Annotated in this window: 23 protein-coding genes, 6 tRNA genes and 1 pseudogene; 9 read left to right on the top strand and 21 right to left on the bottom strand. The window is 71.5% G+C overall.

What is annotated here, in order from left to right; all coding sequences use genetic code 11:
* Positions 1-23 precede the first annotated feature (23 nt).
* From JOC24_RS21085 to JOC24_RS21065, 5 genes are all read right to left on the bottom strand, one after another.
* Positions 24-884, bottom strand: a complete 861-nt coding sequence (locus JOC24_RS21085; protein ID WP_205021903.1) for a carbohydrate ABC transporter permease — start codon at positions 882-884, stop codon at positions 24-26.
* Positions 881-1,873: a carbohydrate ABC transporter permease gene (locus JOC24_RS21080; RefSeq protein ID WP_205022049.1), complete on the bottom strand. Its 993-nt coding sequence runs from the start codon at positions 1,871-1,873 to the stop codon at positions 881-883. Before JOC24_RS21080 ends, JOC24_RS21085 begins: the two co-directional genes overlap by 4 nt.
* A 10-nt stretch (positions 1,874-1,883) precedes the next feature.
* Positions 1,884-3,170, bottom strand: coding sequence for an ABC transporter substrate-binding protein (locus tag JOC24_RS21075; RefSeq protein WP_205021902.1), 1,287 nt, complete (start codon positions 3,168-3,170; stop codon positions 1,884-1,886).
* A gap of 209 nt (positions 3,171-3,379) precedes the next feature.
* Positions 3,380-3,451 (bottom strand) — tRNA-Val (locus JOC24_RS21070).
* A 55-nt stretch (positions 3,452-3,506) separates the two neighbouring features.
* On the bottom strand, positions 3,507-3,962 hold the full coding sequence (locus tag JOC24_RS21065; protein WP_205021901.1) for a TIGR02611 family protein: 456 nt from the start codon (positions 3,960-3,962) through the stop codon (positions 3,507-3,509).
* A gap of 190 nt (positions 3,963-4,152) precedes the next feature.
* On the opposite strand from JOC24_RS21065, the gene JOC24_RS21060 reads away from it, so the two are divergent.
* Both JOC24_RS21060 and JOC24_RS21055 read left to right on the top strand, forming a co-directional pair.
* Positions 4,153-4,566, top strand: coding sequence for an SsgA family sporulation/cell division regulator (locus JOC24_RS21060; protein ID WP_003959770.1), 414 nt, complete (start codon positions 4,153-4,155; stop codon positions 4,564-4,566).
* A gap of 396 nt (positions 4,567-4,962) precedes the next feature.
* The gene (locus JOC24_RS21055; protein ID WP_205021900.1) at positions 4,963-5,520 is read left to right on the top strand and encodes a CGNR zinc finger domain-containing protein; all 558 of its coding nucleotides are present in this window, start codon (positions 4,963-4,965) and stop codon (positions 5,518-5,520) included.
* 102 nt (positions 5,521-5,622) lie between these two features.
* Here the strand turns inward: JOC24_RS21055 and JOC24_RS21050 are convergent, their stop codons facing one another.
* The 3 genes from JOC24_RS21050 to JOC24_RS21040 all read right to left on the bottom strand — a co-directional run bounded on the left by JOC24_RS21050 (position 5,623) and on the right by JOC24_RS21040 (position 7,763).
* Positions 5,623-5,850, bottom strand: a complete 228-nt coding sequence (locus tag JOC24_RS21050; protein ID WP_205022058.1) for a hypothetical protein — start codon at positions 5,848-5,850, stop codon at positions 5,623-5,625.
* Positions 5,851-5,985: 135 nt separating this feature from the next.
* Positions 5,986-6,996 (bottom strand): LacI family DNA-binding transcriptional regulator, encoded by a 1,011-nt coding sequence (locus JOC24_RS21045; protein WP_374104516.1) that lies wholly within the window; start codon positions 6,994-6,996, stop codon positions 5,986-5,988.
* Between the two features lie 305 nt (positions 6,997-7,301).
* On the bottom strand, positions 7,302-7,763 hold the full coding sequence (locus tag JOC24_RS21040; protein ID WP_205022048.1) for a hypothetical protein: 462 nt from the start codon (positions 7,761-7,763) through the stop codon (positions 7,302-7,304).
* A gap of 155 nt (positions 7,764-7,918) precedes the next feature.
* Between JOC24_RS21040 and JOC24_RS21035 the strand changes: the two genes are divergently transcribed.
* The gene (locus JOC24_RS21035) at positions 7,919-8,434 is read left to right on the top strand and encodes a DsbA family protein (RefSeq protein WP_205021898.1); all 516 of its coding nucleotides are present in this window, start codon (positions 7,919-7,921) and stop codon (positions 8,432-8,434) included.
* A gap of 32 nt (positions 8,435-8,466) precedes the next feature.
* Here JOC24_RS21035 and JOC24_RS21030 read toward each other — a convergent pair whose 3' ends face one another.
* The 3 genes from JOC24_RS21030 to JOC24_RS21020 form a co-directional block, all read right to left on the bottom strand.
* On the bottom strand, positions 8,467-9,303 hold the full coding sequence (locus JOC24_RS21030; RefSeq protein ID WP_205021897.1) for a GNAT family N-acetyltransferase: 837 nt from the start codon (positions 9,301-9,303) through the stop codon (positions 8,467-8,469).
* Between the two features lie 84 nt (positions 9,304-9,387).
* Entirely contained in the window at positions 9,388-10,209 is an 822-nt protein-coding gene (locus JOC24_RS21025; RefSeq protein ID WP_205021896.1) for an aminotransferase class IV, read from the bottom strand.
* Positions 10,206-11,258, bottom strand: a complete 1,053-nt coding sequence (locus JOC24_RS21020; protein WP_205021895.1) for a chorismate-binding protein — start codon at positions 11,256-11,258, stop codon at positions 10,206-10,208. Before JOC24_RS21020 ends, JOC24_RS21025 begins: the two co-directional genes overlap by 4 nt.
* Positions 11,259-11,402: 144 nt before the next feature.
* On the opposite strand from JOC24_RS21020, the gene JOC24_RS21015 reads away from it, so the two are divergent.
* The 5 genes from JOC24_RS21015 to JOC24_RS20995 all read left to right on the top strand — a co-directional run bounded on the left by JOC24_RS21015 (position 11,403) and on the right by JOC24_RS20995 (position 11,845).
* Positions 11,403-11,475 (top strand) — tRNA-Gly (locus JOC24_RS21015).
* Positions 11,476-11,513: 38 nt separating this feature from the next.
* A tRNA-Cys gene (locus JOC24_RS21010) sits at positions 11,514-11,587 on the top strand.
* A 1-nt stretch (position 11,588) separates the two neighbouring features.
* Positions 11,589-11,660 (top strand) — tRNA-Val (locus JOC24_RS21005).
* 19 nt (positions 11,661-11,679) lie between these two features.
* A tRNA-Val gene (locus JOC24_RS21000) sits at positions 11,680-11,751 on the top strand.
* 22 nt (positions 11,752-11,773) lie between these two features.
* A tRNA-Val gene (locus JOC24_RS20995) sits at positions 11,774-11,845 on the top strand.
* A gap of 154 nt (positions 11,846-11,999) precedes the next feature.
* Here JOC24_RS20995 and JOC24_RS20990 read toward each other — a convergent pair.
* From JOC24_RS20990 to JOC24_RS20970, 5 genes and pseudogenes are all read right to left on the bottom strand, one after another.
* The gene (locus JOC24_RS20990; protein WP_205021894.1) at positions 12,000-13,349 is read right to left on the bottom strand and encodes an L-lactate MFS transporter; all 1,350 of its coding nucleotides are present in this window, start codon (positions 13,347-13,349) and stop codon (positions 12,000-12,002) included.
* 129 nt (positions 13,350-13,478) lie between these two features.
* Positions 13,479-13,793, bottom strand: a complete 315-nt coding sequence (locus JOC24_RS20985) for a TFIIB-type zinc ribbon-containing protein (protein ID WP_205021893.1) — start codon at positions 13,791-13,793, stop codon at positions 13,479-13,481.
* A 64-nt stretch (positions 13,794-13,857) separates the two neighbouring features.
* Entirely contained in the window at positions 13,858-14,820 is a 963-nt protein-coding gene (locus JOC24_RS20980; RefSeq protein ID WP_205021892.1) for a phosphotransferase family protein, read from the bottom strand.
* 209 nt (positions 14,821-15,029) lie between these two features.
* Positions 15,030-15,236 (bottom strand): hypothetical protein, encoded by a 207-nt coding sequence (locus JOC24_RS20975; protein ID WP_205021891.1) that lies wholly within the window; start codon positions 15,234-15,236, stop codon positions 15,030-15,032.
* A gap of 267 nt (positions 15,237-15,503) precedes the next feature.
* Positions 15,504-15,793 (bottom strand): annotated as a pseudogene (locus JOC24_RS20970) (hypothetical protein).
* A gap of 205 nt (positions 15,794-15,998) precedes the next feature.
* Between JOC24_RS20970 and JOC24_RS20965 the strand changes: the two are divergent.
* Positions 15,999-17,321 (top strand): serine/threonine-protein kinase, encoded by a 1,323-nt coding sequence (locus tag JOC24_RS20965; protein ID WP_205021890.1) that lies wholly within the window; start codon positions 15,999-16,001, stop codon positions 17,319-17,321.
* A gap of 16 nt (positions 17,322-17,337) precedes the next feature.
* Here JOC24_RS20965 and JOC24_RS20960 read toward each other — a convergent pair whose 3' ends face one another.
* From JOC24_RS20960 to JOC24_RS20940, 5 genes are all read right to left on the bottom strand, one after another.
* Positions 17,338-18,162 (bottom strand): TrmH family RNA methyltransferase, encoded by an 825-nt coding sequence (locus JOC24_RS20960; RefSeq protein ID WP_205021889.1) that lies wholly within the window; start codon positions 18,160-18,162, stop codon positions 17,338-17,340.
* Between the two features lie 53 nt (positions 18,163-18,215).
* Entirely contained in the window at positions 18,216-19,469 is a 1,254-nt protein-coding gene (gene cobA, locus JOC24_RS20955) for a uroporphyrinogen-III C-methyltransferase (protein WP_205021888.1), read from the bottom strand.
* A gap of 332 nt (positions 19,470-19,801) precedes the next feature.
* Entirely contained in the window at positions 19,802-23,383 is a 3,582-nt protein-coding gene (gene cobT, locus JOC24_RS20950; protein ID WP_205021887.1) for a nicotinate-nucleotide--dimethylbenzimidazole phosphoribosyltransferase, read from the bottom strand.
* A gap of 331 nt (positions 23,384-23,714) precedes the next feature.
* Positions 23,715-24,938: a precorrin-6y C5,15-methyltransferase (decarboxylating) subunit CbiE gene (cbiE, locus tag JOC24_RS20945; protein WP_205021886.1), complete on the bottom strand. Its 1,224-nt coding sequence runs from the start codon at positions 24,936-24,938 to the stop codon at positions 23,715-23,717.
* Positions 24,939-25,058: 120 nt separating this feature from the next.
* Positions 25,059-25,697: a GNAT family N-acetyltransferase gene (locus JOC24_RS20940; protein ID WP_205021885.1), complete on the bottom strand. Its 639-nt coding sequence runs from the start codon at positions 25,695-25,697 to the stop codon at positions 25,059-25,061.
* Between the last annotated feature and the right edge of the window lie 90 nt (positions 25,698-25,787).

Genomic DNA, 25,787 nt, shown 5'->3' with positions numbered 1-25,787 from the left:
CGGGTCTTCGTCGCCACGCCGCGTCAGCCCTTCAGGCCCGAGGTGGCCATGCCGTCGATCAGGTACCGCTGGAATGCCACGAAGAAGGCCAGGACCGGGAGCAGGGCCACCAGCGACATGGCGATCATGCCGCCGTAGTCCGCCACCGCGTCCTGGTCGATGAACATCTTCAGCCCCATCGAGACGGTGTACTTGTCCGGCTCGTTGAGGTAGAGCAGGGGGCCCATGAAGTCGTTCCAGGCATTGATGAACGTGAAGATCGCGCTGGTGACGAGCGCCGGCCGGCAGAGCGGCATGACGATGGACCAGTAGGTCCTCAGGTGCCCGCAGCCGTCCAGCCGCGCCGCCTCGTCGAGCTCCTTGGGCAGCCCGCGCATGAACTGCACCATCAGGAAGACGAAGAAGGCGTCGGTGGCCAGGTACTTGCCGATCAGCAGCGGCGTGAAGGTGTTGATCAGCTCCAGCTTCTGGAAGAGGACGTACTGCGGGATGATCAGTACGTGGTACGGCAGCAGGAGCGTGCCGATCATGATGGCGAACATGGCGTTGCGGCCGGCGAACCGCACCTTGGCGAAGGCGTAGGCGGTCAGCGAGCAGGACAGCACCACGCCGATCACGGAACCGACGGCTATGTACGTCGAGTTCAGGAAGAACGTCGAGATCGGGATGTCCGCGATGCCCTCGGTGAGGCGGGTGTAGTTGTCGCCGATCGGGTCGGCCGGCAACAGGTCCAGGGCGCCGATGATCTCGGCACTGGGCTTGAAGGAGGCCCCGATCGTCCACACCACCGGGTAGAGGACCACGGCGAGGATGACGAGCGCACCGAGGTGCCAGGCGAGTGCGCCGGGACCCCGGCGCCGTAGGGCTGCTGTCAGGGGACTCATCGGCCGCCCTCCTCGTAGTGCACCCAGCGCTTCTGGGACCGGAACAGGACGGCCGTGACCAGACCGACCGCGAGCAGCAGCAGCCATCCCATGGCCGAGGCGAATCCCATGCGGCTGTTCACGAAGCCTTGTTCGTACAGGTAGCAGGTGTAGACGAGCGTGGCGTCGGCCGGTCCGCAGCTGCCGTTGCTGACGATGTAGGCCGAGCCGAAGATCTGGAAGGAGTGGATGGTCTCCAGCAGGACGTTGAAGAACAGCACGGGCGAGATCATCGGCAGGGTGATGTGGAAGAACCTGCGCCAGGGGCCGGCTCCGTCCACCTCGGCCGCCTCGTAGAGCTCGCGAGGCACCTGCTTGAGGCCGGCCAGGAAGATGACCATCGGCGCGCCGAACTGCCAGACGGTGAGGGCGATGAGCGCGTAGATGATCATCGAGGGGTCGCCGATCCAGCCGCCGACCTCGACGCCGAACACCTTCTGCGTACGGTCGACGATCGCGTCGTCCGAGAACAGCGCGCGCCAGACGATGGCCGCCGAGACGCTCGCCCCGATCAGGGACGGGGCGTAGAACGCCGCCCGGTAGAAGGACTGGCCCCACCGCTTCTGCGCGAGCAGCATGGCGACGGCGAGCGCGGCGGCCAGCTTGACCGGGGTGCCGATCAGCACGTACCAGGAGGTGACCTTCACCGACTGGCGCCAGCGGGGGTCGGCGAACATGTCGGTGAAGTTCTGCAGGCCGATCCAGCGCGGCGCTTCGAACAGGTTGTACTCGGTGAACGACAGGTACAGCGAGAACACCATGGGGCCGGCGATCAGGAACAGGAAGCCCGCGATCCAGGGCGACATGAACAGGTAGCCGGCCAGGTTCTCGGCGCGGTCCCACCGCTTCGGGGCGGTGGGCGGCGCTTCTCCTCGGGGACCGTTCCGCTTGGCGGCGGAGCGGTCGTCCCGGGCGGCGAGTGCGCCCGGGGAGGGGTGGGTGTGAGTCACCACGGTCCTCTCAGTTCGAGGCGAGGGCGGTCTTCGCCTCGGAGAAGAACTGCTCCACAGAGTCCTTCGGCGAGGTCTTGCCCAGCGCCAGGTCTGCGCCGATGCGGAGGAAGGCCGCCTCGATGACGTCCGCGCCCGCCGGGTGCGGGGTGATCGGCTCGAGAACGCCCGCGTCCGCGATGGCGGTCTCGTACGCGGCGATCGCCTTGCTCGGGGCGTCGGTGGGCTGGAATGCCTCGAACTGCGCGGTGGTGGCGGGCACGCCGCGGTCGTATCCCATGATCCGGGCGACCTCGGGGTCGTGGGTCATGAAGCTGATGAAGGTGGCCACCTCGGCAGGGTGCTTGGTACGCGCCGTGCCGCTCAGCATCAGCGACCCCAGATACTGGCCGGTCTTCTTGCCGTCGGTGCTCGGGATGGGCGCGAGGCCGTAACTGCTCCCGCCCTCCGCGCTGTAGCGGACGGAGAAGTTGTCCCAGGTGAACTCGCCGGCGGACAGGCCCTTGGCTGTCGCCGAGGCGGGCTTGATCTGCTCGACCTTGTTCGGGTCGGCGTAGAGCCCCGCCTCGACCCGCTCGAGGGCCTCCGTCCAGTACGGCAGCAGCTCGGCCTCGCCGAAGCCCATGCCGTCCTCGGTGAAGAAGGCCTTGCCGTTCTGGCGCAGGATCAGGTCGTAGAGGTACATCACACCGTGCGGTCCGGCGTCACCGGCGACCTTCTGCCCGCTCCTGATCTTCTGGAGACCGGCGTACCAGTCGTCCCACGTCCAGCCGATCCGGGGCGCGATGCCCGCCTTGTCGTACACCTTCTCGTCGATGACCAGAGCCATCGAGTTGCTTCCGACCGGCACACCGAGCAGCTTGCCGTCGATCTCGGCGAACTTCTCCAGCCCGGAGCGGAAGCCGCCGAGGTCGAGGTTGCCCTTCTCCACCTGGGGGCTGAGGTCGAGCAGAACGTTCTTCGCCTCGTACTTGCGCAGGAAGGTCACGGCGTTCTGGATGACGTCCGGGGGGTTGCCGCCGGCAGCCTGGGTGTTGAACTTCTTCCAGAAGTCCGGGTACTGCTGGAAGTCCGTCTTCACCTTGATCTTCGGGTGCTTCTTCTCGAAGATCCCGACACACTGCTGGACCTTCTTGGCACGGTCGTCCGCGCCCCACCACGAGTGCCGGATGGTGACCGGACCACCGGAACCACTGCCGCCCGAGCCGCAGCCGGCCGCGGTGAGCCCGAGACCGGCTGCCGAGAGGCCGGCCAGCTTCAGCAGCTGCCGCCTGTCCATGCCGTTGTTACGAGACATAGCTCGCCCCCACCGTTCGCATTGAATCGTTTTAGAAAGCGCTTGCTGGGTCAAAGTAAGGAGCGGCAACGGGTGCGTCAACGGTTAGGACGAAATTTCGGTGGCGTGACGACGGGCCGAACAGACGGCACAGGTCGCGGCACAGGGCACACACGGAAACGCCGATGGCCCGGAAGCTTCTCTGAAGCTTCCGGGCCATCGGTCCGGGGTGGGCGATACTGGGTTCGAACCAGTGACCTCTTCGGTGTGAACGAAGCGCTCTCCCACTGAGCTAATCGCCCCGGCGGCAGGGCAAACATTACCCCATGTCAGCGGTACCCCCGGACCACCTCCGGGTCACTCCTCGATCTTCCACGGCATCGCTATGCCGAACTTCCAGACGTAGATCCCGACCAGCACCGCGATGATCACGAGCCCCACCGCGGTGAGGATGACGTTGCGCCGCCGGACCCTGGGATCAAGGGCACGCTGGGCGGCTTCGGTGACCTTGCGCCGGGTCCAGCGCAGGACGAGCTGCGCCCAGACGAACTCGGTCGCCCAGATCGCCATGCCACCGAAGATCACCAGCCATCCGGGGCCGGGCAACGGCAGCATCACGACGCCGGCCCCGACCACGGCGAGTCCGACCACGAAGATCCCGACCTGCCAGCTCAGGTGCAGCACCCTCGATCCCTTGATGAACCCGGGCGCCCGCGAGCCCAGCTCACGCTCCGCCGTCCGTCCGTCCCCCGCAGCGGAACCAGGGGCCACCGTGGCGGCGACCTCTTTCCGCTCGTCACTCTCCGCGTTCATGAAGCCCAACCTACCGGACCGGCGATCGTCACCGGAATGGACGCATGACGCAAAGTTACACACCGCTGTACGAGCGACCCGAAGCACGACAAATAGGTCAGAGGGGTTTACAACGCCACCGTAGGTGGCATGTCGATTTCGCCGACGTGCGAATCCCCGAGCGCACACTGAGCGAAAGGCCCTGGCGCTTATGAACACCACGGTCAGCTGCGAGCTGCACCTGCGCCTCGTTGTGTCGAGCGAGTCGTCACTGCCTGTACCCGCGGGCCTGCGGTATGACACGGCCGATCCCTATGCCGTGCACGCCACCTTCCACACCGGAGCGGAGGAGACGGTCGAATGGGTTTTCGCCCGTGACCTCCTTGCCGAGGGGCTGCACCGGCCCACCGGCACCGGAGACGTCCGCGTCTGGCCATCACGGAGTCACGGTCAAGGCGTCGTCTGCATCGCACTGAGCTCCCCGGAGGGCGAAGCCCTGCTGGAAGCCCCGGCGAGGGCTCTGGAATCGTTCCTGAAGAGGACCGACGCCGCAGTCCCACCGGGCACCGAGCATCGTCACTTCGACCTCGATACGGAGCTCTCGCACATCCTGGCCGAGAGCTGAGCCAGGCAGAGAGCTGCGGGACGCCGTCCGACTCGGGGCGACGGCGTCACGCGGACAACCTCATAGGGCAGGCACCGGCGCCGTCGCCGCGGAACCCACCGCGGCGGCGGCGCCGCTGTGCGGGCCCTTGCCACCGCACCCGCGACGGCAGCACCTGTACACCTGCCGCCGTCCGGACCGGCAGCAGCGCCACCGGCACCTGACACCTCCCCACCATCGCCGGAGCCGCCCCCGAGGCCTCCAGAAGGCCGCCACAGGCTCCGACGGCGTACGGGACCGGGAAAAGGGGCCCACCCCGCCCCCTCGGGCCGCACCGGGCCCTGAGTGCCTTCGCCGAGACAGTAGAGTCAGCCGCCATCGGCGGACGCCCGTCCGCCGGAGGCCAGGGAGCGAAGCGTGCTGATCCCCCACGACACCCGGATCGCCCTCGAAACGGTGGTCGATCTGGTGAACACCGCACCGGAGAGCGACACGGGCGACGGGCTCGCCGAGCTCCCAGCGCTCTACGCCTTCGCGGAGCGCCACGACATCAGCGGTGTCGGAACCCTCGGCGAGAAGGACCTGCGCGCCGTGCAGGACGTCCGCGACCGGTTCGCCGACATATTCGCGGCACCCGACGCCCGCACCGCGGCGGACCTGGTCAACGGCCTGGTGGCCGCGGCCGGCACCACGCCGCAGCTCACGAATCACGACGGCTACGACTGGCACGTCCACTACTTCGCGCCGGACGCCTCCGTCGCGGACCACCTCGCCGCCGACTGCGGCATGGCGCTGGCCTTCATCGTCGTGGCCGGCGAGCAGGATCGGCTGCGGCGCTGCGAGGCCCCGGACTGCCGGGACGCCTTCGTCGACCTGTCGCGCAACCGTTCCCGCCGCTACTGCTCGAGCCGCACCTGCGGCAACCGGCTCCATGTCGCCGCCTACCGGGCCCGGCGCCGGGAAGCGGCGCGCTGACGGCCCTCACGCCCGTCGAACCCCGTCGAACCCCGTCGAACGGCCACCGGCCGGGAGGCGGCCGGCCCTCCGGCGTGACGGGCGTCCAGGTGGACCGGCCGTTCACAGGAAGAAGAGATCGTGCAGGGCCGCCGTCAGCAGCAGGCCGCCGACGACCGTCAGGAAGATCATCAACGGGGGCTGGGAAAGGGCGAAGAGGCAGCCACGCGGCTCTTCGGCAGGGGGTGCGGGGGCATCGCCCCGGGAGGTGTCCACCATCTCGTAGCGATCATGACGCAGAGCAGCCGCGTTGGCGATCAACAGATGCTTCAGCAGGGCTGGTTCACCCACTCCGGGATGAACGCGATTCGCTCCCGCGTCCGAGGACCCGGCGCGCGTTCGCATCCAGCCCCGGGAGCGACGGCAGGGACGGCGGGGAACGGCTGGCCCGATCAGAGGGGGCCGTCGCGTGGCCCGCCCTCCAGGTCAGCGCGGGACGGCGCTGGACGCACGGACGACGAGTTCCGGCTGGAGCACCACGCTTCGGTGCCGGTGGCCACCGTCCGCGTCGTGCGCCTCCTCCAGGAGGAGTTCCGCCGCCATCCTGCCCATCACCACGGCGGGCTGCCGGACCGAGGTGAGGGGCACGGCGGCGGCCGCGGCGAACTCGATGTCGTCGTAGCCGACGATGGCGACGTCCTGCGGGACCCGCACGCCGGCGGCGTACAGGGACTGCAGGACCCCGAGCGCCAGCAGATCGTTGGCGCAGAACACGGCGGTCGGCCTGGGCACGAGGCCGAGCAGCCTGGCGCCGGCGTCGCGGCCCGCCGCCACGTCCAGGCGGTCGGAGGGGATCTCGACGAGTGCCTCGGGACCGAGCCCCGCCTCGGCGAGCGCCGCGAGGGCACCCTCCCGGCGGTCCCTGATCTGGTGCAGATCGCCGGGACCGCTCACATAGGCCACGGAGCGATGCCCCGCCGAGACGAGATGCCCGACGGCGAGCATGCCCCCGCGCACGTCGTCCACGGAGACGGCACAGCTGTCGCCGGAGGCCGCCACCCTGTCGACCAGCACATAGGGGATCCGGTGGCGGGCGAAGGCCTCGAGATTGCCGCCGGTGGCGTCCGCGGGGGTCACCAGTACGCCGCAGACCCGCTGCTCGGCGAAGAGCCCGAGGTATTCGGCCTCCTCCTCCTGGCTCTGGCCGCTGTTGCAGACCATCACGCCGAGGCCGGCCGCCCGTGCCGCGCGCTCCGCGCCACGTGCGATGTCGACGAAGAAGGGGTTGCCCATGTCCAGCACGAGCAGGGCCATGATCCGGCTGCGGCCCGCCCTGAGCTGCCTGGCCGACTCGCTGCGCACGTATCCGAGTTCCTCGATCGCCGCCAGCACACGGGCCCTGGTGTCGGGAAGCACCGCCTCGGGACGGTTGATCACGTTGGAGACCGTGCCCACCGAGACTCCGGCCTGCCGGGCCACGTCCTTGATCCCTGCCACACGCCCCACTTGTCCTGCCCCACTGATGCGTTCGGCGCCGCACCTCGGCGCCGGTCCCTGAATCCACCGACGGACGTACCGCGTGTCCCGTCGCGCCGTCGCCCCCGCCCGCATTGAATTGTTTCAATCCGTTCGGGACGCTAACCGCATGCGCGGGATACCGTCAAGATCAGGGCAACGCGACTCGCAATATACCGAGGGGTGGGACAGCGGCAGACCCTCCGGAGCCCCCGACCCTGGATGAATCGATTCACACCCTCGAGACCGCTCCGCTCCCGCAGGGCCGACCTTCGCGGGGCGGGTCGTCAGATCCCGTGCTTCTTGAGGATGGCCTCGATATCGCTGAAGTCGTCACCGGGCGCGGCCGCCTGCTGGGGCTTCTTCCGCCCGCCGTCCTTCGCCTGCGGCGCGCTCGCCCCGGCCCCGGACGTCAGCGAGGGCGAGGACGCGGCCGGCGCGACGGCGCCGCGCTCCGCGGCCCGCGCGGCCTTGCGCTCCTTGCGCGTCGAGCCGCTCCGGCGTTCGACCGCACGCGTGGTCATGAAGAGCAGCCAGGCCACCGCCAGCAGGCCGAAGCCGATCCAGACGCCCGGCTTGAACACGATGCCCGACACCCACTCGACGACACCGGTCATCACCAGGCCCACGGGCACCAGTGAGTAGGCGGCGATCCGGGTGGCCGTGAGGAACCGCTTTCGGTACGCGGTGATGGCGGCGATGCCCAAACCCGCCGCCGACACCGCGGAACAGATGGTCTCGGCAAGCATCGGGGCCTCCAGCAGTCGGGTCTCGTCCCTTCCATCCTGCACCGGCGGCCGCCGTGGTGGCCACGGTCAGGGACCGCATCAGGGACATTTCAGGGCCGCACTCCTCCCCAGGTCCCGATTGGGAAGCGCCCGTCCGGCCTGAAAGACTGACTTCCATGAGCGATTCCCCCTCCGCAGCGCCGATCGTCCTGGACCTCTGGTGCGAGCTCGAGTGCCCCGACTGCCACCGGGCCCTCTCCGACGTCCACGCCCTCCGAGCCCGGTACGGCGACCGGCTGGAGGTCAGGCTGCGCCACTTCCCGCTGGAGAAGCACAAGCACGCGTATGCCGCGGCGCAGGCCGCCGAGGAGGCGGCCGACCAGGGCAAGGGGTGGCCGTACATCGAGGCCGTACTGGCCCGCACCGCGGACCTCGCCCGCGCGGGTGAGCCCCTCCTCCTCGAAGTGGCCGGCGAACTGGGCCTGGACGCCGAGGAGTTCGACACGGCGCTGATCGACGGGCGACACCTGCTGATCGTGGACGCGGACCAGGCCGAGGGCAGGGCGATCGGCGTCACCGGGACTCCGACCTATGTGATCGGCGACGAGCGGCTGGACGGTGGCAAGAGCCAGGAGGGTCTGCGCGCACGCATCGAGGAGATCGCCGACCGCCTGCTCGCGGGCCAGGGCTGACGGGCCGGCCGGCCCGGACGGCGTTTTGACGGCTACAGCGCCTTGGCCAGGTTGTACTGCGTCACCTCGTAGCCGAGCGACTCGTACAGCCGCAGGGCGGGCGTGTTGGTGGTGAAGACGTGCAGGCCGAGGAGGCCGAGGCCGGCGTCGAGCGTGACGTCCTCCGCGAGGTGCATCAGCGCCCGCCCGTAGCCACGCCCCCTGCACTCCTCGCGTACCTCGACGTCGAACACGTAACCCAGGTCATCGCCGTCCGGCATGTCACGCCGGGCCACCCAGACGTGGCCGACGACGGCTCCGTCGTGGACGAGGACGTGGAAGTACATGCCGGGGGTGGCCAGGCCGTCCGGCAGGTTCGTGGCGTGGTCGGTCTCGGCCTTGCGCCGGGCCTGCTCCTCCGGCACGCCGCGTTCCACCCATTCCCTCGCGTACGTCTCGGCGCTGGTGGCCGCCCACTCGGCGTACTCCCGCTCCGTCATGGGCCGTCCGGTGACCCCGGCGGGCAGCGCGGGGGCGGTGCGCCGCAGACGCTTCAGCATGTTCCGGCTGCGCTCGGTGTAGCCGAGCACGGCCGCCAGTGCCTGTGCGGCCTGGTTGTCGGCGGCGGCCACCAGGCGCACCTGGGCGCAGCCCCAGCCGCGCAGCACCTCCTCGGCGGCGAGCGCGGCGATGGTCCCGCGGCCGCGCCTGCGGTGCGCTTCGTCGATGCCGACGGACCGGAGGATGCCCGCCGAGGGACCGAACACCGGGTCGGTGGAGATGTCGACGGCGCCCACGGGCCGCCCGTTGTCGCACACGTCGTACGTGCGTGCCCGTGCGCCGTCGGCGCCCTGCTGGACCGGCCCGGCCGGCCGGATGGTCGTGGTCATCAGGGTGTTCTATCCGCTGGGCGGCGGGCCGTCACCCCCTTTGCGGATTCCGGCAGCCGGCCACGGGGCTTCGAAGGCCTGGGTTCACGGATCGAGATCGTCCGCCGCGCGCTCGTCGAAGACCCGCATGGCCTTCGCCGTCACGGGCCCGGGGGCGCCGGGCAGTTGTCGGCCGTCGACCCGGTGGACGGCCTGGATGTCGCGGAGTGTGGAGGTCAGGAAGATCTCGTCGGCCCGCTCGAGCACGTCCAGCGGGAGATCGGTCTCCTGCGCGCCGGTCCACTCCACACACAGGGCGCGTGTGATCCCCGCCAGGCATCCCGAGGCGACGGGCGGCGTGTGGATCCGCCCGCCGAGGACGACGAAGACGTTGGAGCCGGTGCCCTCGCAGAGCTGTCCGACCGTGTTGGGGAAGAGCGCCTCCGACGCTCCGTGCTCGTGGGCACGCGCGAGTGCGACGACGTTCTCGGCGTAGGAGGTGGTCTTGAGTCCCGTCACTGCGCCGCGTTCGTTACGCGTCCAGGGGACGGTGACCACGGCCGTGCTGTCGGGGCGGCGCGCGGCCTCACCCAGGGCGACGACCAGGCTGGGCCCGGCGTCGCCACGGTCGGAGCCGAGCGGTGAGAGACCACCGGTGTACGTGATCCGGAGTCGGCCGAGCTCCACGGGGTTGGCCTCGATGACGGCCGCGACCGCGCGACGGACCTCGTCGTGGTCGGGGTCGGCCAGGCCCAGACCCCGCGCCGAGCGCGTCAGCCGGCCGAGGTGCCGGGTGAGGGCGAAGGGACGGCCCCCGGCGACCCGGACCGTCTCGAAGACGCCGTCGCCCACGGTCAGCCCGTGGTCGAGCACGGACAGCCGGGCGTCGTCGGCGTCCCGCAGTCCGTCGTTGACCCAGATCCTCATGTCGCTGTCCTTCCTGTCTGCTCGTACGCGCCCGACGCTACAGCGAGCAGCCGGGATGCCTTGAGTTCGGTCTCCGCCCATTCGCGCGCCGGATCGGAGCCCCAGGTGATACCGGCTCCGGTGCCGAAGCGGAGGAGGGGCGCGGGCCCGGTGCGGTCGATCCAGAAGGTCCGTATGCCGACGGCCAGCTCCGCGGTGCCCCGGTCGGCGTCGACCCAGCCGACCGCTCCGCAGTACGGTCCCCGCGGTGCCGTCTCCAGGGTCTCGATGATCCTCAGCGCGCTCGACTTGGGCGCGCCGGTGACGGACCCGGGCGGGAAGGCCGCGGTGAGCAGCTCGGGCCAGCCGGCACCGTCGGCCAGACGTCCGCGCACGGTGGAGACGAGGTGGACGAGTCCCGGGTGCTTCTCCAGGACGCAGAGATCGGGAACACTCACACTGCCGGGCACGCAGACACGGCCGAGGTCGTTGCGGACCAGGTCCACGATCATCACGTTCTCCGCGTGATCCTTCTCCAGCAGGTCGTCCTCGGTGCGCCCGGTGCCCTTGATCGGGCCGGACCGGACGGTCCGGTCATGGCGTGCGAGGAAGAGCTCGGGGGACGCGGTGGCTATCTCCACCCCGTGCCCGGGAAGCCGGATCGTCCCCGCGTACGGCGCCGGGTTGCCCCGGGCGAGCAGGGCGGTGAGCGCGTCCACGTCGGCGTGCGGGCCGGGCAGGGGCGCGGACAGGACGCGGCAGAGGTTGGCCTGGTAGACCTCGCCGGCCGCGATGTGTTCCCGGATCCTTCGCACGCCCGCCGTGTAGGCGTCCTCGTCGAGTGAGGACGTCCAGTCCTCCGGGGCGGGCCCGTGCCAGGCCCCGGGGACGGGGAGGGGCACTTCCTCGGACCGCACGTCGGCGAAGCGGGCACAGACCAGTCGGCCCTCGAAGTCGGCGCATACCGCCCAGAAGCCGGATGATCCGAGAGCCGCGGGGTCGCTGGTGACATCCCGCAGGCCGGAGGCGACGAGGCCACCGAAGCGGGCGAGAGGGGTGAGGTGGCGCACGGATACGAGTCTAGGACGGTGTGCGATGACCTGCGGCGGGCGGCGTCGGCGCAGCACGCTGCGCAAACGCGTTTTTGTACTGGCCCGGGAATCCGCTAGAGTTCAACACGTCGCCGGGACGCGTGAGCGGGCCGGGAAAGACAAGCGGACGTAGCTCAGTTGGTAGAGCGCAACCTTGCCAAGGTTGAGGTCGCCAGTTCGAACCTGGTCGTCCGCTCGCAGAAGGTGGGGGATTCTTCCCGAACCCCCATCCCTGGTGGAGTGGCCGAGAGGCGAGGCAACGGCCTGCAAAGCCGTCTACACGGGTTCAAATCCCGTCTCCACCTCCAAGGACGATTAGCTCAGCGGGAGAGCACTTCCCTGACACGGAAGGGGTCACTGGTTCAATCCCAGTATCGTCCACCGGTCCGCAAGGATCCCCGCGCGATTAGCTCAGCGGGAGAGCGCTTCCCTGACACGGAAGAGGTCACTGGTTCAATCCCAGTATCGCGCACGCAGTACACGCAGGGTCACCTGCGCGATTAGCTCAGCGGGAGAGCGCTTCCCTGACACGGAAGAGGTCACTGGTTCAATCCCAGTATCGCGCACCGCCCGAAAGCCCCGGTCGTCTCGACGACCGGGGCTTTCGTCATGGGCGGTGGGGGTCAGCCGGTGAAGAGCTGGGTGGCCTTGCGTACGAGCTCGTACAGCCCGTAGGCGAACGGGACGGCGACCCAGAGCCAGACGAACGTCATGAGGGGCTTACGACTGCTGGTGGACACGGGGGCTCCCTTCCGGTGCCTCGTGGAAGCGTGCGTGGACCGGGCGTATGCACTCGTTGGCGACGAAGCCGATGACCAGCAGCCCGATCATGATCGTGAGGGAGGTCGTGTAGAGACTGGGGCCGCTGTGGCCCGCGCTCTCCCCCGCGTCCGCGACACGGTTGACGATCAGCGGGCCGAGCACCCCCGCCGTGGACCAGGCGGTGAGCAGGCGGCCGTGGATGGCTCCCACCTGGTAGGTGCCGAAGAGGTCCCGCAGGTAGGCGGGAGCGGTCGCGAAGCCTCCGCCGTAGAAGGAGAGGATCACCAGCGCGCAGCAGATGAAGAGCGGCTTGGAGTCGTTGCCCAGCTGGGCGATGACCACGTACATGAGGGCGCCGACGCCGAGGTAGACCCGGTACATGTTCTTGCGGCCGATCAGGTCCGAGGTGGAGGACCACAGGAGGCGGCCTCCCATGTTGGCCAGGGAGAGCAGGGCGACGAAGCCCGCCGCCGCGGAGACCGAGACCGGGGTGGAGGTGTCCGCGAAGAAGTCCTGGATCATGGGGACGGCCTTCTCGAGGATGCCGATGCCCGCGGTGACGTTCATGCAGAGGACGACCCACAGGCACCAGAACTGCGGTGTGCGCAGCGCGTTGCGGGCGGAGACCTGGGCGTTCGTGACGAGCCTGCGGGTCTCCCGCTTGGGCTCCCAGCCGTCGGGGAGCCAGCCGTCGGCCGGCACGCGCACGAGGAAGACACCGAGCGCCATGAAGGCGGCGTAGACGACACCGTGGACCAGGAAGGCCGTGGCGATGCCGGAGCGGTCCGTCCCGAAGCTCTCCAGCATCCCGGTGGACCAGGGCGAGGCGATGAGGGCTCCGCCGCCGAATCCCATGATGGCGATGCCGGTCGCCATGCCGGGGCGGTCGGGGAACCACTTGATCAGGGTGGAGACCGGAGAGATGTAGCCGATGCCGAGGCCGATGCCGCCGATGAATCCGTAGCCGAGGACGACGAGCCAGTACTGGCCGGTGGCGGCGCCGAGCGCGGCGACGAGGAAACCGGAGGAGAAGCAGACGAGCGAGACGAACATCGCCCATCGGGGACCGTTGCGTTCGACGAGGGTGCCGCCGAACGCGGCGGAGAGGCCGAGCATGACGATGCCCAGCTGGAAGGGGAGAGCACTTGCGGTGCCCGAGAGATCGAGGGCGGATTCGAGCGGGGGCTTGAACACGCTCCAGGCGTAGGCCTGTCCGATGGAGAGGTGCACGGCGAGCGCGGCGGGTGGCACGAGCCAGCGGCTCCACCCCGGGGGCGCGACAGTTCGGGACCTGTCGAGGAAGTTCATGGACCCGAACTCTAGGTATCAGTCCCGGTCATTACTAGATCATGAACGGAACTCCGTCGACCGTATGCAATGCGGGTCCGGGCACCCGGCCCGGACCCGCCCTGCGGTACTACCCGACGCGGAGGCGGGTCAGGAGCTGAACAGCATCCGGCCGAAGCTCTTCTGACGGTGGTGGCCGCCGTAGTGACCGCCCTGGTGCGGCGCTCCCCAGGCCGGGGCAGGTGCGGCGGGGTAGGCCTGCGGGGCGGCCGGTGCCGCGGGGTAGCCCTGCGGGGCGGGCGGCGCGGGCGGGGCCTGCTGCGCCCACTGCGCCTCCAGGCGGGTCAGGGACTCCAGCTCGCCGTAGTCGAGGAATATCCCCCGGCAGCCGCTGCACTGCTCGATCTGGACGCCATTGCGGTTGTACGTGTTCATCTGAGCATGACACTTGGGGCACTGGATCATCGAGTCGGCTCCTCAGGTCGTGACGACGTCGCCGGAATGCATGCCCGGCGGCGATCGCTTCACCCTACGACGCGCGGCCGGACACCAACTCGGGCGGGAGGGTGGCAATTCGGGCACTTGCGTCGATCATCAACTGTTCCACCTCATCCGGACTGCGCTCCTCCGCCGCGGACTTGGCCAGAGCGAGAGCCGCTGTCTGCACGGTGAGGGCCCGGGCCGGGACGTCCAGCTCGGGCCACGGGTCCCCCTCGGCGCGCACGGCCGGGCCGCCTGCCGCCCTGTAGGCGTCGAGGAAGCGCAGCCAGATCGCGGGCGGCAGCAGCCCGGCCGCGTACCAGGCGGCGGGCCGTGCGAGGTCCCAGGCGGGATCGCCGAGGCCGGCGTCGTCGACGTCGATCAGGAGCCAGGGGCCGCGGTTCGCGGGGTGCCGCACGAGCTGGCCGAGGTGCAGGTCGCCGTGGCAGAGGAAGCCGCCCCGGTGCTCGGGCTCCGGCGTCTGGGCGCGGGCCCAGCCGGGCAGCCCCCGCCAGGCGGCCAGCACGGGGCCCACCGCCGGGTCGCCGGGTCGCGCCGCGCACATGCGCGCGACGGCCCGGGCCGCCTTGAGCGGTCCGCGCATCGGCGGGAGCGGGTGGGGTGGCGGGGTGCGGTGCAGCCGGGCCAGGAGCTCCGCGGCCTCCTCCCAGGGGGCGGCGTCGGGGTCCGAGGGGTCGACGGGCACGCCGTACGGCCAGAGGCTCACGGCGCGGCCCTCGGCGGTGGAGGGCGGCCCGGCCGGGGCGGGGAGCGGCGGGAGGAGGGTCCCGGCGAGCCGCGGCGAGGCGGCCAGGGACAGGCGCGCCACCAGGGCGCGGGCCTCCGAGTCGGGGGCGTGGGCCTTGGCGACGACCGGGCCGCGGCGGACGACCGTGCCGTCGGGCCGGTCCGCGAGCACCTGGGGCGGGGGGCATGCGCACGCCGTCGTGCCGGGGTGCGCACCGGCGTGCGCGAGGTCGCCGAGGGCGCGTACGACGGGGGTGGTGGTCATCGGCTCTGCTCCCGCGGGGTGATCGGGCGGCCCTCGGCCGGCCCGCGCGGCGATCCTACGCGGCGGCTCCGGAAGGGCCCGGACAGCGCGATGTCCGGCCAGCTCCCCAGCTGGCCGGACAAACGCTGCCGTCCGCCGCACCCCCGTCCCCACGGGGCTGTTGGCCGGATGTCCCGGTCCGGACCGCTCTGCCGGACCCGGGGCGCCGCTCAGCGCCCCATCATCACGCCCACGGACGACGCCTGTGTGACCACTGCGTCCCAGCCGCCGAAGACGACCACGAGCAGGGCCGCCAGAGGAAGAACCATGGCCGTCGCCACCAGCGGGTGCCGCGTGCCGGACGGGCGTGTGCCGAACGAGGCGTACGCCCTGCGTCCTTGCGTGCGGATCATGCTCCGCGCGGCGGTGTCCGCCATGGTTCCTCTCCTGACCTGTTCCGGAGCGGCGAGCGTGTGGCCTCGGGGGACGAGTTGCACGCCCGCCGCTTGACTTCAACATTAGGGAGGCGGAAGCCACCCGGCGTCATGCCCGCGTACCGATTGCCGGGCCTCCCGGAGGATGAGCCGACCGCCTCCGGTGTACTCCTCTGGGTGGAGAAGAGGTGCTGGTCGGCGTACCCGACCCCTAGGGTGCGGCGCGCGGCTCCTGGAGGCATGTACGCCGGATGCGGCCCGGAGGAGACCTCAGGAGCCGACGGCGCCCGCACCGGGACGCTCTGAGGCGTCCTCACGCGGGACCGGCTGTTCGACCAGCGCGAGCACCCTGGTCGCCATGAAGCGGGCGGTACGGACAACTGATCCAATGGGGGTACCACCCATGCCTTCAAGGCTATGGGGAGGGTGACTTCACTCACTTCCACCACACCTCGGCGGACCGCTGCCTCCACCCTGCGGCCTGCCCTGGAGGCCACCACCTCGTACGTCCTCGTCGTGTCACCCGCGTCCACGACTGTTTCCACACGATCGCCCTTCATTGATCCAATCCCCCTTCTGCGAGAGTCCGTTGTGATCTCGCACGCGTCACAGAACCTGGATCCCCGGTTCCCTGACCACTCTTCAGTTCTCCCACCCGGCACTGACAATCGATCGGACGACGAGGGCGCGGCCTCTGAGCGCGCCGCGCCGCGGGTACGTAAGCTGTGCCTCGTCAGGCGGACCGGCAGCGGGAATGGGCAGACGATGGCGATGATGCGGCTCCGGCGCGAGGACCCGCGTGTCGTCGGCTCGTTCAGGCTGCACCGGCGGCTCGGCGCGGGTGGCATGGGCGTCGTCTATCTGGGTTCCGACCGCCGGGGCCAGCGGGTGGCGCTCAAGGTGATCCGGCCGGATCTGGCGGAGGACCAGGAGTTCCGCTCGCGCTTCGCGCGCGAGGTGTCCGCCGCCCGGCGGATCCGCGGCGGCTGCACGGCCCGGCTGGTGGCCGCCGATCTGGAGGCGGACCGCCCGTGGTTCGCGACGCAGTACGTTCCCGGCCCCTCGCTGCACGACAAGGTCATCGAGGAGGGGCCTCTGCCGGCCGCCGAGGTCGCGTCGATCGGGGCGGCGCTGTCGGAGGGCCTGGTGGCGGTGCACGAGGCAGGTGTCGTCCACCGTGACCTGAAGCCGTCCAACATCCTCCTCTCCCCCAAGGGCCCCCGGATCATCGACTTCGGTATCGCCTGGGCGACCGGGGCCAGCACGCTCACCCACGTCGGTACGGCCGTCGGCTCCCCCGGCTTCCTCGCGCCGGAGCAGGTGCGCGGTGCGGCGGTGACGCCCGCGACGGACGTGTTCTCGCTGGGCGCCACCCTGGCCTACGCGGCGATGGCCGATTCACCCTTCGGGCACGGCAGTTCCGAGGTGATGCTCTACCGCGTGGTCCACGAGGAACCGCATCTGCTCGATGTGCACGATGCGCTCGCGCCCCTGGTACGGGCGTGTCTGGCGAAGGATCCCGAGGAGCGGCCGAGCACGCTGCAGCTCTCGATGCGGCTCAAGGAGATCGCCGCCCGCGAGGCCCAGGGACTGCACGAGCGCCGGCCGCCCGCCCAGCGGGGCGAGCAGGAGCTGGACCGTCCGACCGGCCGGATGGAGGGCCCCTACACCGAGCAGTCGACCCGGCGCGCGGCCGGAGGTTCCGCCCCGGCGTCGCGTACCGCGGGGCGCCGCCCGGCGTCGTCCCGCCTGGTGCCCCCTCGCACCGGCGGTTCCCGGTCCCGGACCGGGCAGGGCGGCTCGCGCCCCGGTCAGCAGTCACACGGACAGAAGGGCACGAACGGCAGGCAGGCGTCACGGCCCGGTGTCCGGACGACCTCGGCCGGACGGAACGGCAAGAAGCGCGGGCCGGCCAATCCGCGGCTGCTGCGCCAGCGGCTCGTCGTCTTCGTCGTGGTGACACTGCTGGTCGCGCTGGGGATCGCCGCCGCCCAGGGCTGCCAGGGCCCCGCACGCGGGCTGGGTGACACACCCTCACAGACGCACGACGGGGCCGCCGCCCACCCGACGCGGGCCGTCGGGGGCTGAGGGCGGCAGGGCTCGGTCAGGCGGACCCGACCCGGGTCGCGTAGAAGGCGACGGCGGAGGCCGCAGCGACGTTGAGCGAGTCGACTCCGGCGTCCATCGGGATGCGTACATGGGCGTCGGCCGCGTCGAGTGCCCCGGTGGTGAGGCCGTCGCCCTCCGTGCCGAAGACGAGCGCCAGCCTCTCGTGCCGCCGTGCGACGAGTTCGTCCAGGGTGATCGACCTGTCGCTGAGGCAGAGCGCCGCGGTGGTGAAGCCGGCTTCACGCAGCAGACCGATGTCCTCGGGCCAGGACGTCAGGCGGGTCCACGGCACGTGGAAGACGGACCCCATCGAGACCTTGACCGCCCGCCGGTAGAGCGGGTCGGCGCAGCGGGGGGTGAGCAGGACGGCGTCGACGCCGAGTGCGGCCGCGTTACGGAAGGCCGCTCCGAGGTTCGCGTGGTCGACGATGTCCTCGAAGACGGCCACCCGCCGTACGCTCCCACCCCCCGGGGACAGCAGCGTGCCGGGGTCGGGGAGCGGCTTGCGCTGCATGGAGGCCAGGGCCCCGCGGTGCACGTGGTAGCCGGTGACACGCTCGGCGAGAGCGGGTGTGACCGCGTAGACCGGTGCGGTGGCCTCCTCGATCACATCGCGCATGACGTCGATCCACTTGGCGGAGAGCAGCATGGAGCGCATCTCGTACCCGGCGTTCCCCGCACGCCGGATGACCTTCTCGCCCTCGGCGATGAAGAGCCCCTCGGCGGGTTCCCGCCGACGCCGGAGCTCGACGTCGGTCAGGCCGGTGTAGTCGCCCAGCCTCGGGTCGTCCGGGTCGTCGACGGTGATGAGTTCAGCCACGGGGCGCCACTGCCTTGTCGGGTGGGGACGGGGGACGACGGTGCATCGGCGGGTCAGCCCTCGAGCGGCCCGGCCGGTTCCGGGCCGACGGCGACGACGTCGCCGATGACGATGACGGCCGGCGGCCGCACCTCTTCCGCGACGACCCGCTCACCGACGTCGGCGAGGGTGGCGTCGACCCTGCGCTGGGCCGCGGTGGTGCCCTCCTGGACCAGGGCCACCGGGGTGTCGGGGGACTTCCCGTGGGCGATGAGGGCCTGCGAGATGGCGCCGATCTTGTCGACGGCCATCAGCAGGACCAGGGTTCCGCGCAACTGCGCGAGCGCCTTCCAGTCGACCAGGGAACGCGGGTCGTCGGGCGCCACATGGCCGCTGACCACGGTGAACTCGTGCGCGACGCCTCGGTGGGTGACGGGGATGCCGGCCGCTCCCGGCACGGAGATCGAGCTGGAGATCCCGGGGACGATCGTGCAGGCGATGCCCTCGGCGGCCAGGGCCTGCGCCTCCTCCATGCCACGGCCGAAGACGAAGGGGTCGCCGCCCTTGAGGCGGACCACGGATCTGCCTGCCTTGGCGTGGTCGATCAGTGCCTGGTTGATCGCCTCCTGCGCCATGTAGCGGCCGTACGGGATCTTCGCGGCATCGATCACCTCGACGTGCGGCGGGAGCTCGTCGAGCAGGTCACGCGGGCCGAGCCGGTCGGCGATGACCACGTCGGCCTCGGCAAGGAGACGACGCCCCCTGACCGTGATGAGGTCGGGGTCGCCGGGGCCTCCGCCGACCAGCGCGACGCCGGGGGCGTGGGTGCGGTGGTGCGGGGCGGCGAGGGTGCCGTCGCGCAGGCCCTCCACGATGGCGTCGCGGACCGCGGCGGAGTGCCGGGGGTCCCGCCCCTGCGAGGTGGTGGTGAGGACGGCCACCGTGATGCCTTCGCTGCGACCGGTGGCCGGCGTCCAGGCGGTGGCGGCCTCCGCGTCGTCGCTGCGCACACACCAGGTACGGGTGCGCTCCGCCTCGGCGGACGCGGCGTCGTTGGCGGCGGCGTCGGACGACGCGACGAGGGCGTACCAGGTGTCGGTGAGGTCACCGTCCTGGTACCTGCGGCGCTCCCATCGGATCTCACCGGTGTCGGCCATCGCCTCGACGGAGGCGGTCGCCGACGGGGAGACGAGAGTGATGTCGGCCCCGGCAGCTATGAGGGCGGGCAGCCTGCGCTGCGCGACCTGGCCACCGCCGACGACGACGACGCGGCGCCCGTTCAGGCGCAGTCCGACGGGGTAGGCAGGGTGATCGTCATACTCGGCCATGGTCGTGCGGGCTCCTCGTGCAGGGTGCGGTGTGCTGCGGGCCGCTGCGGCGGTGGAGCGGCGGTGACGTGCGCGGGGTGAGGCGGTGACGCGTGGGACCACGATACGGGGTGGTGCGGGCGGGGGCCGGGGCGGTTCGGCGGGCTCACGGCCTGCCGTGGAGGGCCTCCTCAGCCGTTCTCCGGCCGTGCGCCGGACCCCGGACCTGCAGGGCGAGCCGGTCACCGCCGGGTGGGGCGGAAGGGCGTCCGGGAGGCCCTGCCGACAGGGCGTGCGTGCGAGGCCGGGCAGTGCCCGGACGGGCCGGTCGGCGCGTCCGGGCACAGCGGTGGCTACTTCTCGGTGACACCCGCGGAGTCGAACGTCGCCACGTCGTGCATCGCGCGGGCCGCGCTCTGCACGATGGGGAGCGCGAGCAGTGCGCCCGTGCCCTCACCGAGGCGGAGGTCCAGGTCGACCAGCGGGCGCAGGCCCAGCTTGTTGAGGGCGGCGACGTGACCGGGCTCCGCGCTGCGGTGGCCGGCGATGCACGCGGCGAGCGCCTCGGGGGCGATCGCCCGGGCGACGAGCGCCGCCGCGCCGGCACTCACGCCGTCCAGGATCACCGGAGTACGGAGCGAGGCGCCGCCCAGCAGGAAACCGGCCATGGCCGCGTGCTCCAGGCCGCCGACCGCGGCGAGCACCCCGATCGGGTCGGCCGGGTCGGGCTGGTGCAACTCCAGGGCACGGCGGACCACATCGACCTTGCGGGCGTGCATCTCGTCGTTGATCCCGGTGCCGCGTCCGGTCACCTCCGCGGGATCCATGCCGGTGTAGACGCAGATCAACGCGGCGGACGCCGTGGTGTTGGCGATGCCCATCTCGCCGGTGAGCAGGCCCTTGTTGCCTGCCGCCACCAGATCGCGCGCGGTCTCGATGCCCACCTCGATCGCGGCGAACACCTCTTCGCGGGTGAGGGCGGGGCCGGTGGTGAAGTCGGCGGTGCCCGGACGCACCTTCCTGGGCAGCAGACCTGGTGTCGCGGGGAGTTCGGCCGCCACACCGACGTCGACGACGCAGACCTCGGCACCCACCTGGGCGGCGAAGGCGTTGCAGACGGCGCCGCCACCGAGGAAGTTGGCGACCATCTGGGCGGTGACCTCCTGCGGCCACGCCGTGACGCCCTGGGCGTGGACCCCGTGGTCACCGGCGAAGATCGCGACGGCGGCGGGCTCCGGGACGGGCGGAGGGCACAGCCGGGACAGCCCGGACAGCTGGGCGGAGATGATCTCCAGCATGCCGAGCGCGCCGGCGGGCTTCGTCATCCGCTTCTGGCGTTCCCATGCCTCTCCGAGCGCCTTGGCGTCCAGCGGTCGGATACCGGAGATGGTCTCCTGGAGGAGGTTGTGCGGCTCCTCGCCCGGCAGGGCGCGCCGGCCGTACGTCTCCTCGTGGACGACCCAGGACAGCGGGCGGCGCTTGGACCAGCCCGCCTGCATGAGTTCGGGCTCCTCGGGGAATTCGTCGACGTATCCGACGCAGAGGTAGGCGACGACCTCGAGGTGCTCGGGCAGACCGAGCGCACGGACCATCTCCCGTTCGTCGAAGAAGCTGACCCAGCCGACACCGAGGCCCTCGGCGCGGGCGGCGAGCCACAGGTTCTCCACGGCGAGTGCCGAGGAGTACGGGGCCATCTGCGGCTGGGTGTGCCGGCCGAGGGTGTGGCGGCCGCCGCGGGTGGGATCGGCGGTGACGACGATGTTCACCGGCGTGTCGAGGATGGCCTCGATCTTCATTTCCTTGAACTGCCTGGCCCGGGCCTTGGGCAGCGACTTCGCGTACGCCTCGCGTTGGCGCTGCGCCAGTTCGTGCATCGAGCGGCGCGTCTCCGCGGAACGGATGACGACGAAGTCCCAGGGCTGCGAGTGACCGACGCTCGGCGCGGTGTGCGCCGCCTCCAGGACACGGAGGAGTACCTCGTGCGGGATGGGGTCGCTGCGGAAGCCGTTGCGGATGTCGCGCCGCTCCCGCATCACCCGCAGGACGGCTTCACGCTCGGCGTCGTCGTAGCCGGGGGCGGGCGCGGATGCTTCGGCTTCGGCTTCTGCTTCGGCGGGGGTCGCGGCCTCGGCTTCGGTCTGGGCCGGGGGTGCCTCGGCTTCGGCTTCGGCCGGCGTCGCAGCCGCGGCTTCGGCGGGAGGTGTTTCGGCTTCGGCCGGCGTCGCGGATTCGGCTTCGGCGGGCCTGCCTTCGGGCTCGTCCGCCGCCTCACCGATCGGCGCCTCTGCGGGAGAGTCCTCGCCGGATGCCGACACCTCGACCGCCGGGTGCTCCACGGCCGGCGCCTCTTCCGGGGGCTGGACCTCCGCAGGCACGGCTTCCGGCATCACGGGCTCCGGCGACCCGGCCGCCGGGGTATCGATGACCTCGGGTCCGGTACCCGGCTCCGAGGCCATGGGCTCCGGCTCAGGCTCCGGCTCCGGCTCCGGCTCCGGCTGGGCAAGGAGCTGGGGGCCCGCCTGCGGGACCGCGACCGGCTCGGCCATGGGTGCGGCGACGGCTTCGGGACCCGGCTCAGGCTCGACGACGGGCTCGGGCTCGGGCTGGACCTCGGGCTGCTGGACGGCGGCCGGTGCCGGCACCTCCAGTGCCTCGGGCGTGGAAGGCGCGGGCTCCGTCACGTCGGGCTCGGCAGCCTGCTCGGGCTCGGGCGCGGGCTCGGCAGCCTGCTCCGGCGCGGGCTCGACGGCGGGCTCAGGCTCGACGGTCTGCTCCGGCTCGGGCGCGGGCTCGGCAGCCTGCTCCGGCTCAGGCTCGACGGTCTGCTCCGGCTCGGGCGCGGGCTCGGCAGCCTGCTCCGGCTCAGGCTCGACGGTCTGCTCCGGCTCGGGCTCGGCGGCGGGCGCGGGCTCGACGGCCTGCTCGCGCTCGGTGACGGGCGCGACCGGCTCGGCCATGGGCACCGGTGCGGGCAACGGAGCCGCCGGGACCGAACCGTCCGCGGGGACGAGCTGTCCCGCCGGCTCGATCGGGGCGACCGCCTCGACGGGCAGTTCGGCGGGTACCTCGGCGGGAGCTTCGACCGGTACGGCTGCCAGGGCCTCGGCCTCCGCGGGATACTCCCCGGCGGTCTCCGCCACCGGTTCGACGGGAGCCTCCGGCATCACGGCGGCCACCGACTCCGGAGCGACCGTTTCTGCGGCCTCGACGGGAGCGACCGGTGCGACGGGCTCGACCGCGACGGCGGACGCCTCGGCCACGATCGGCTCAGCAGGCTGCGCCGGCACGACGGGCTCGACGGGAGCGGCAGGCTCGACGGCTGACTCAGGCACCGCCGCCGGCTCGGGCGCGACGGCCGGCTCCGGTGCTCCCCAGGCGGGCGCGCCCTGGGGCGGGATCTCGCCCAGCTGCGGGCCCGGCAGCATGGCCGCGTCCTCCGCCGGGACGTCGAAGTACTCAGGGCCGGTGGTCGGCGGTCCCGGGTGCCGGACGGGCATCGGGTTCTGCGGGCCGGCCGGTCCCCTGTCGGCGAGCGACCGGACCACTCCGCCGGTGGGCGAGCCTCCGTAGGAGGGCGCCTCGGTGGACGCGGGGCCGCGGTGGAGCGGGCGCCGGGCGGGCGCGGCGGCCACCGGGACCTGCACCGGCGTGTGTGCCGGGATCCGTACGCCGTTGACGTCGGCCACCCCGCGCCCGTGCGTGCCGTTCACGGCCTGGGCATGCGCGGGGAACTGCTCGGGCAGGCCCGTGGGCGCTGCCGGAGCGTCGCTCCACGCGCCCTGGGCCGCGGGCATCAGAAGGAGGTCGTCGTCCTCGGCGGTGTGCTCGGAGGGTTCGAGGTAGGTGTAGGCGTCCGGGGCGGGGACGCCCGGCTGCTCCACCATGCCTGCGTTCTCCGGCAGTCCCTCGCCCGGGATCTGGCCGGTGTCAGTCATGCGTACCCCTCGCCCATCGTCAGTGCTCCTTCGCCCTTCGCCCGGTATGCCCGAACCACGGGACGCCGGTGCTCGTCAACAAGAACGAGCGGGCTCCCCGCGCGGCACGAAACGCGCGCGGAGGTATACATTCTCGCGGCCGTTCGCCGCCGCGGCAGACAGTTCTGCCCCGGCTCGCTGTGGACTGCGCCACGTTGCGCGTCCCCCGGTTGTGCCGTACCACATCGCGGACCAAAACGGTCCACTTTTCCGGACATTGACGAACGAACCGCCGAACAGCCGGGCGCGGTACAACAATCGGTCAGCTTACCTCGCGCCCCCCGCGAAGGGTTCAGGGGGCGAGGTCCGAACGCACCGCGGAGAGCAGGAACACGACGGAGCGCTCGCGCTCCGCCCAGACCGCGGTGTCCAGTTCCACGGACTGGAGCAGCGCGCACTCGACCTTGTATCCGTTCTCCAGGAGCGCCGCGCCCAGCGCCTCCGCCTCGTCACGGTTCGAGGCATGGGTGACGATGCGTTCCGGCCGCCGGTCGGCGACCGCCGTGACCACGCGGACCCCGCCCCCGCCGATCCGCACGACATCGGGCTCGGGCAGGCGTTCCAGAACGTGCGGCGCCGTACCCCTGACGACCTGGACGCCCACCTGGAAGGTGCGGGCGGCGGCCGTCGTGCGCGCGCAGGCGTCGGGGTCGCTGTCCACGGCGAGCACCGCGGCACCGAAGCGGGCCGCCTCCACTGCGAGTGCGCCGCTGCCGCAGCCGATGTCCCAGACCAGGTCACCGGTACGGGGCCCCAGCCGGGCCAGTTGCGCGGCGCGCAGGCCGGGCGACTCCCCTTCGCCGCCCTCACCCGCGCCGCCGTACGACCCGGCGGGCAGGGCCCAGCCGCGGACGCCTTCGGGGTGAGCGGGGCGGCGGCCCGAGATCCAGGCACCGTTGCCGGAGGTCTCGGGGCCTCCGCCGATGACGATGACGACATTGGGGTCGCGCCAGGTGTGGTCGGCCGTCTTGTCGGAGGTGAGGACGGTGACCCGCTCGCGTACGGTGCCGAGCTCCTCGCAGATCACGAAGGTGCGGTGGACGCCTTCGAGCAGCAGGGCGAGCTCGGCGGGGCCCGCTCCGGGGGAGGTGAGTACGGCCACCTTGTGGTGGGCGCGGATGGCGTTGACGGCGCGGCGCAGGGTGCGTGGCTGGGCAACGACGACCTGCGCGTCGTCCCACGGCATCCCGGCGCGCGCGAAGGCGGTGGCGACGGACGAAACAGCGGGTACGACCTCGACCTCGAGACCGTGTTCGGGCTTGTGCAGGGTGCGCACGACGCCGAAGAAGCCGGGGTCGCCGTCCGCGAGGACGACGGCGCTCCCGCGGTGGCCGGCGATCCTGCGGGCGGCCAGGTCGACGCTGCCGAGGCGGATGCGCTCGGCGCGCTCGGGCACTTCGGGGAGCTCGAGGTGGTGTGCGGCACCGGCGACGAGCGTGGCGGCCGAGAGCGCGGCCGTGGCCGCCCTGGTCAGTGGCGAGCCGTCCCAGCCGATCACCGTGACCCGGTCGGCCATCTCGTCAGTCTCCTGGTGTGTGAGCAGGCGGGGCCTCCGCGCGAGGGGGCGGAGCAAGGGTGAGCGTATCCGGTCCGTACCAACGCACCGCCGGGGGCTCCCGCAGCGTGGCGTGGAGGGTCAGTTCCAGTCGTTGTACGTGCCGTAGCCGCCCGCGTCGGCCAGTTGCTCGGCGACGCCCTCCAGGTCCTCGGGAAGGAGCCCCCACACGATGAGGTCGGTCCGGATGTCGGTCCAGCCTCCGTCCTCGGTGGCGGTCCTGGCTATGCGGGCGTTGCGCAGGACCCCTTCACTGATGCAGCCCAGCTTCTGGGCGACCTGCTGCGAGGCGGTGTTCCCCGCGGGGGTGCGCAGTTCGATCCGCTCGAAGCCCTGGTCCCGGAAGAGCCACTCGGCGAGTGCCAGCACGCACTCGGTGGCGTATCCCTCCCCCCGTGCCCAGGGCGCGGTGATGTAGCGGACCTCGGTGGCCAGGGTGCGCCGGTCGGTGTTGAGGAGCCGCACCGAACCGACGAGGCGCTGGGTGAGGAACTCGGTGACGGCGAAGACGATGCCGTTGCCCTGGGAGCGTTCGGCGGGCGCGATCCTGCGGACCCACCGTTCGGCGTCGACCTGGGTGTAGGGATGTGGCGCGTCGGTCCAGGCGGTGACCAGCTCGTCGTTCATCATCTCGATGTACGCCGGTACGTCCGCCATGTCGAAGGGGCGCAGCACCAACCTGTCCGTGCTGATGGAGATGGACGGGAAGGTGGTAGTCATGCGCAGCTCCATGCCGAAGACCGTGTAAAGCCACCAGCATGCAGCATCGGACGGTGGACGCGCATGGCCGGGTCCGCACGGCGGAGCCCC

Origin of the sequence: Streptomyces sp. HB132 (genome assembly GCF_016909575.1) — a bacterium.
Classification (GTDB): domain Bacteria; phylum Actinomycetota; class Actinomycetes; order Streptomycetales; family Streptomycetaceae; genus Streptomyces.
The sequence above is the reverse complement of the archived record's forward strand: the minus strand, read 5'-3'. Positions and strand labels throughout refer to the sequence as shown.

Coding starts and splice junctions, on each gene's coding strand:
- JOC24_RS21085 (WP_205021903.1), bottom strand. CDS start 884: ATGAGTCCCCTGACAGCAGCCCTACGGCGCCGGGGTCCCGGCGCACTC.
- JOC24_RS21075 (WP_205021902.1), bottom strand. CDS start 3,170: ATGTCTCGTAACAACGGCATGGACAGGCGGCAGCTGCTGAAGCTGGCC.
- JOC24_RS21065 (WP_205021901.1), bottom strand. CDS start 3,962: ATGAACGCGGAGAGTGACGAGCGGAAAGAGGTCGCCGCCACGGTGGCC.
- JOC24_RS21060 (WP_003959770.1), top strand. CDS start 4,153: ATGAACACCACGGTCAGCTGCGAGCTGCACCTGCGCCTCGTTGTGTCG.
- JOC24_RS21040 (WP_205022048.1), bottom strand. CDS start 7,763: ATGCTTGCCGAGACCATCTGTTCCGCGGTGTCGGCGGCGGGTTTGGGC.
- JOC24_RS21035 (WP_205021898.1), top strand. CDS start 7,919: ATGAGCGATTCCCCCTCCGCAGCGCCGATCGTCCTGGACCTCTGGTGC.
- JOC24_RS21030 (WP_205021897.1), bottom strand. CDS start 9,303: ATGACCACGACCATCCGGCCGGCCGGGCCGGTCCAGCAGGGCGCCGAC.
- JOC24_RS21025 (WP_205021896.1), bottom strand. CDS start 10,209: ATGAGGATCTGGGTCAACGACGGACTGCGGGACGCCGACGACGCCCGG.
- JOC24_RS20990 (WP_205021894.1), bottom strand. CDS start 13,349: ATGAACTTCCTCGACAGGTCCCGAACTGTCGCGCCCCCGGGGTGGAGC.
- JOC24_RS20985 (WP_205021893.1), bottom strand. CDS start 13,793: ATGATCCAGTGCCCCAAGTGTCATGCTCAGATGAACACGTACAACCGC.
- JOC24_RS20980 (WP_205021892.1), bottom strand. CDS start 14,820: ATGACCACCACCCCCGTCGTACGCGCCCTCGGCGACCTCGCGCACGCC.
- JOC24_RS20975 (WP_205021891.1), bottom strand. CDS start 15,236: ATGGCGGACACCGCCGCGCGGAGCATGATCCGCACGCAAGGACGCAGG.
- JOC24_RS20965 (WP_205021890.1), top strand. CDS start 15,999: ATGGCGATGATGCGGCTCCGGCGCGAGGACCCGCGTGTCGTCGGCTCG.
- cobA (WP_205021888.1), bottom strand. CDS start 19,469: ATGGCCGAGTATGACGATCACCCTGCCTACCCCGTCGGACTGCGCCTG.
- cobT (WP_205021887.1), bottom strand. CDS start 23,383: ATGACTGACACCGGCCAGATCCCGGGCGAGGGACTGCCGGAGAACGCA.
- cbiE (WP_205021886.1), bottom strand. CDS start 24,938: ATGGCCGACCGGGTCACGGTGATCGGCTGGGACGGCTCGCCACTGACC.
- JOC24_RS20940 (WP_205021885.1), bottom strand. CDS start 25,697: ATGACTACCACCTTCCCGTCCATCTCCATCAGCACGGACAGGTTGGTG.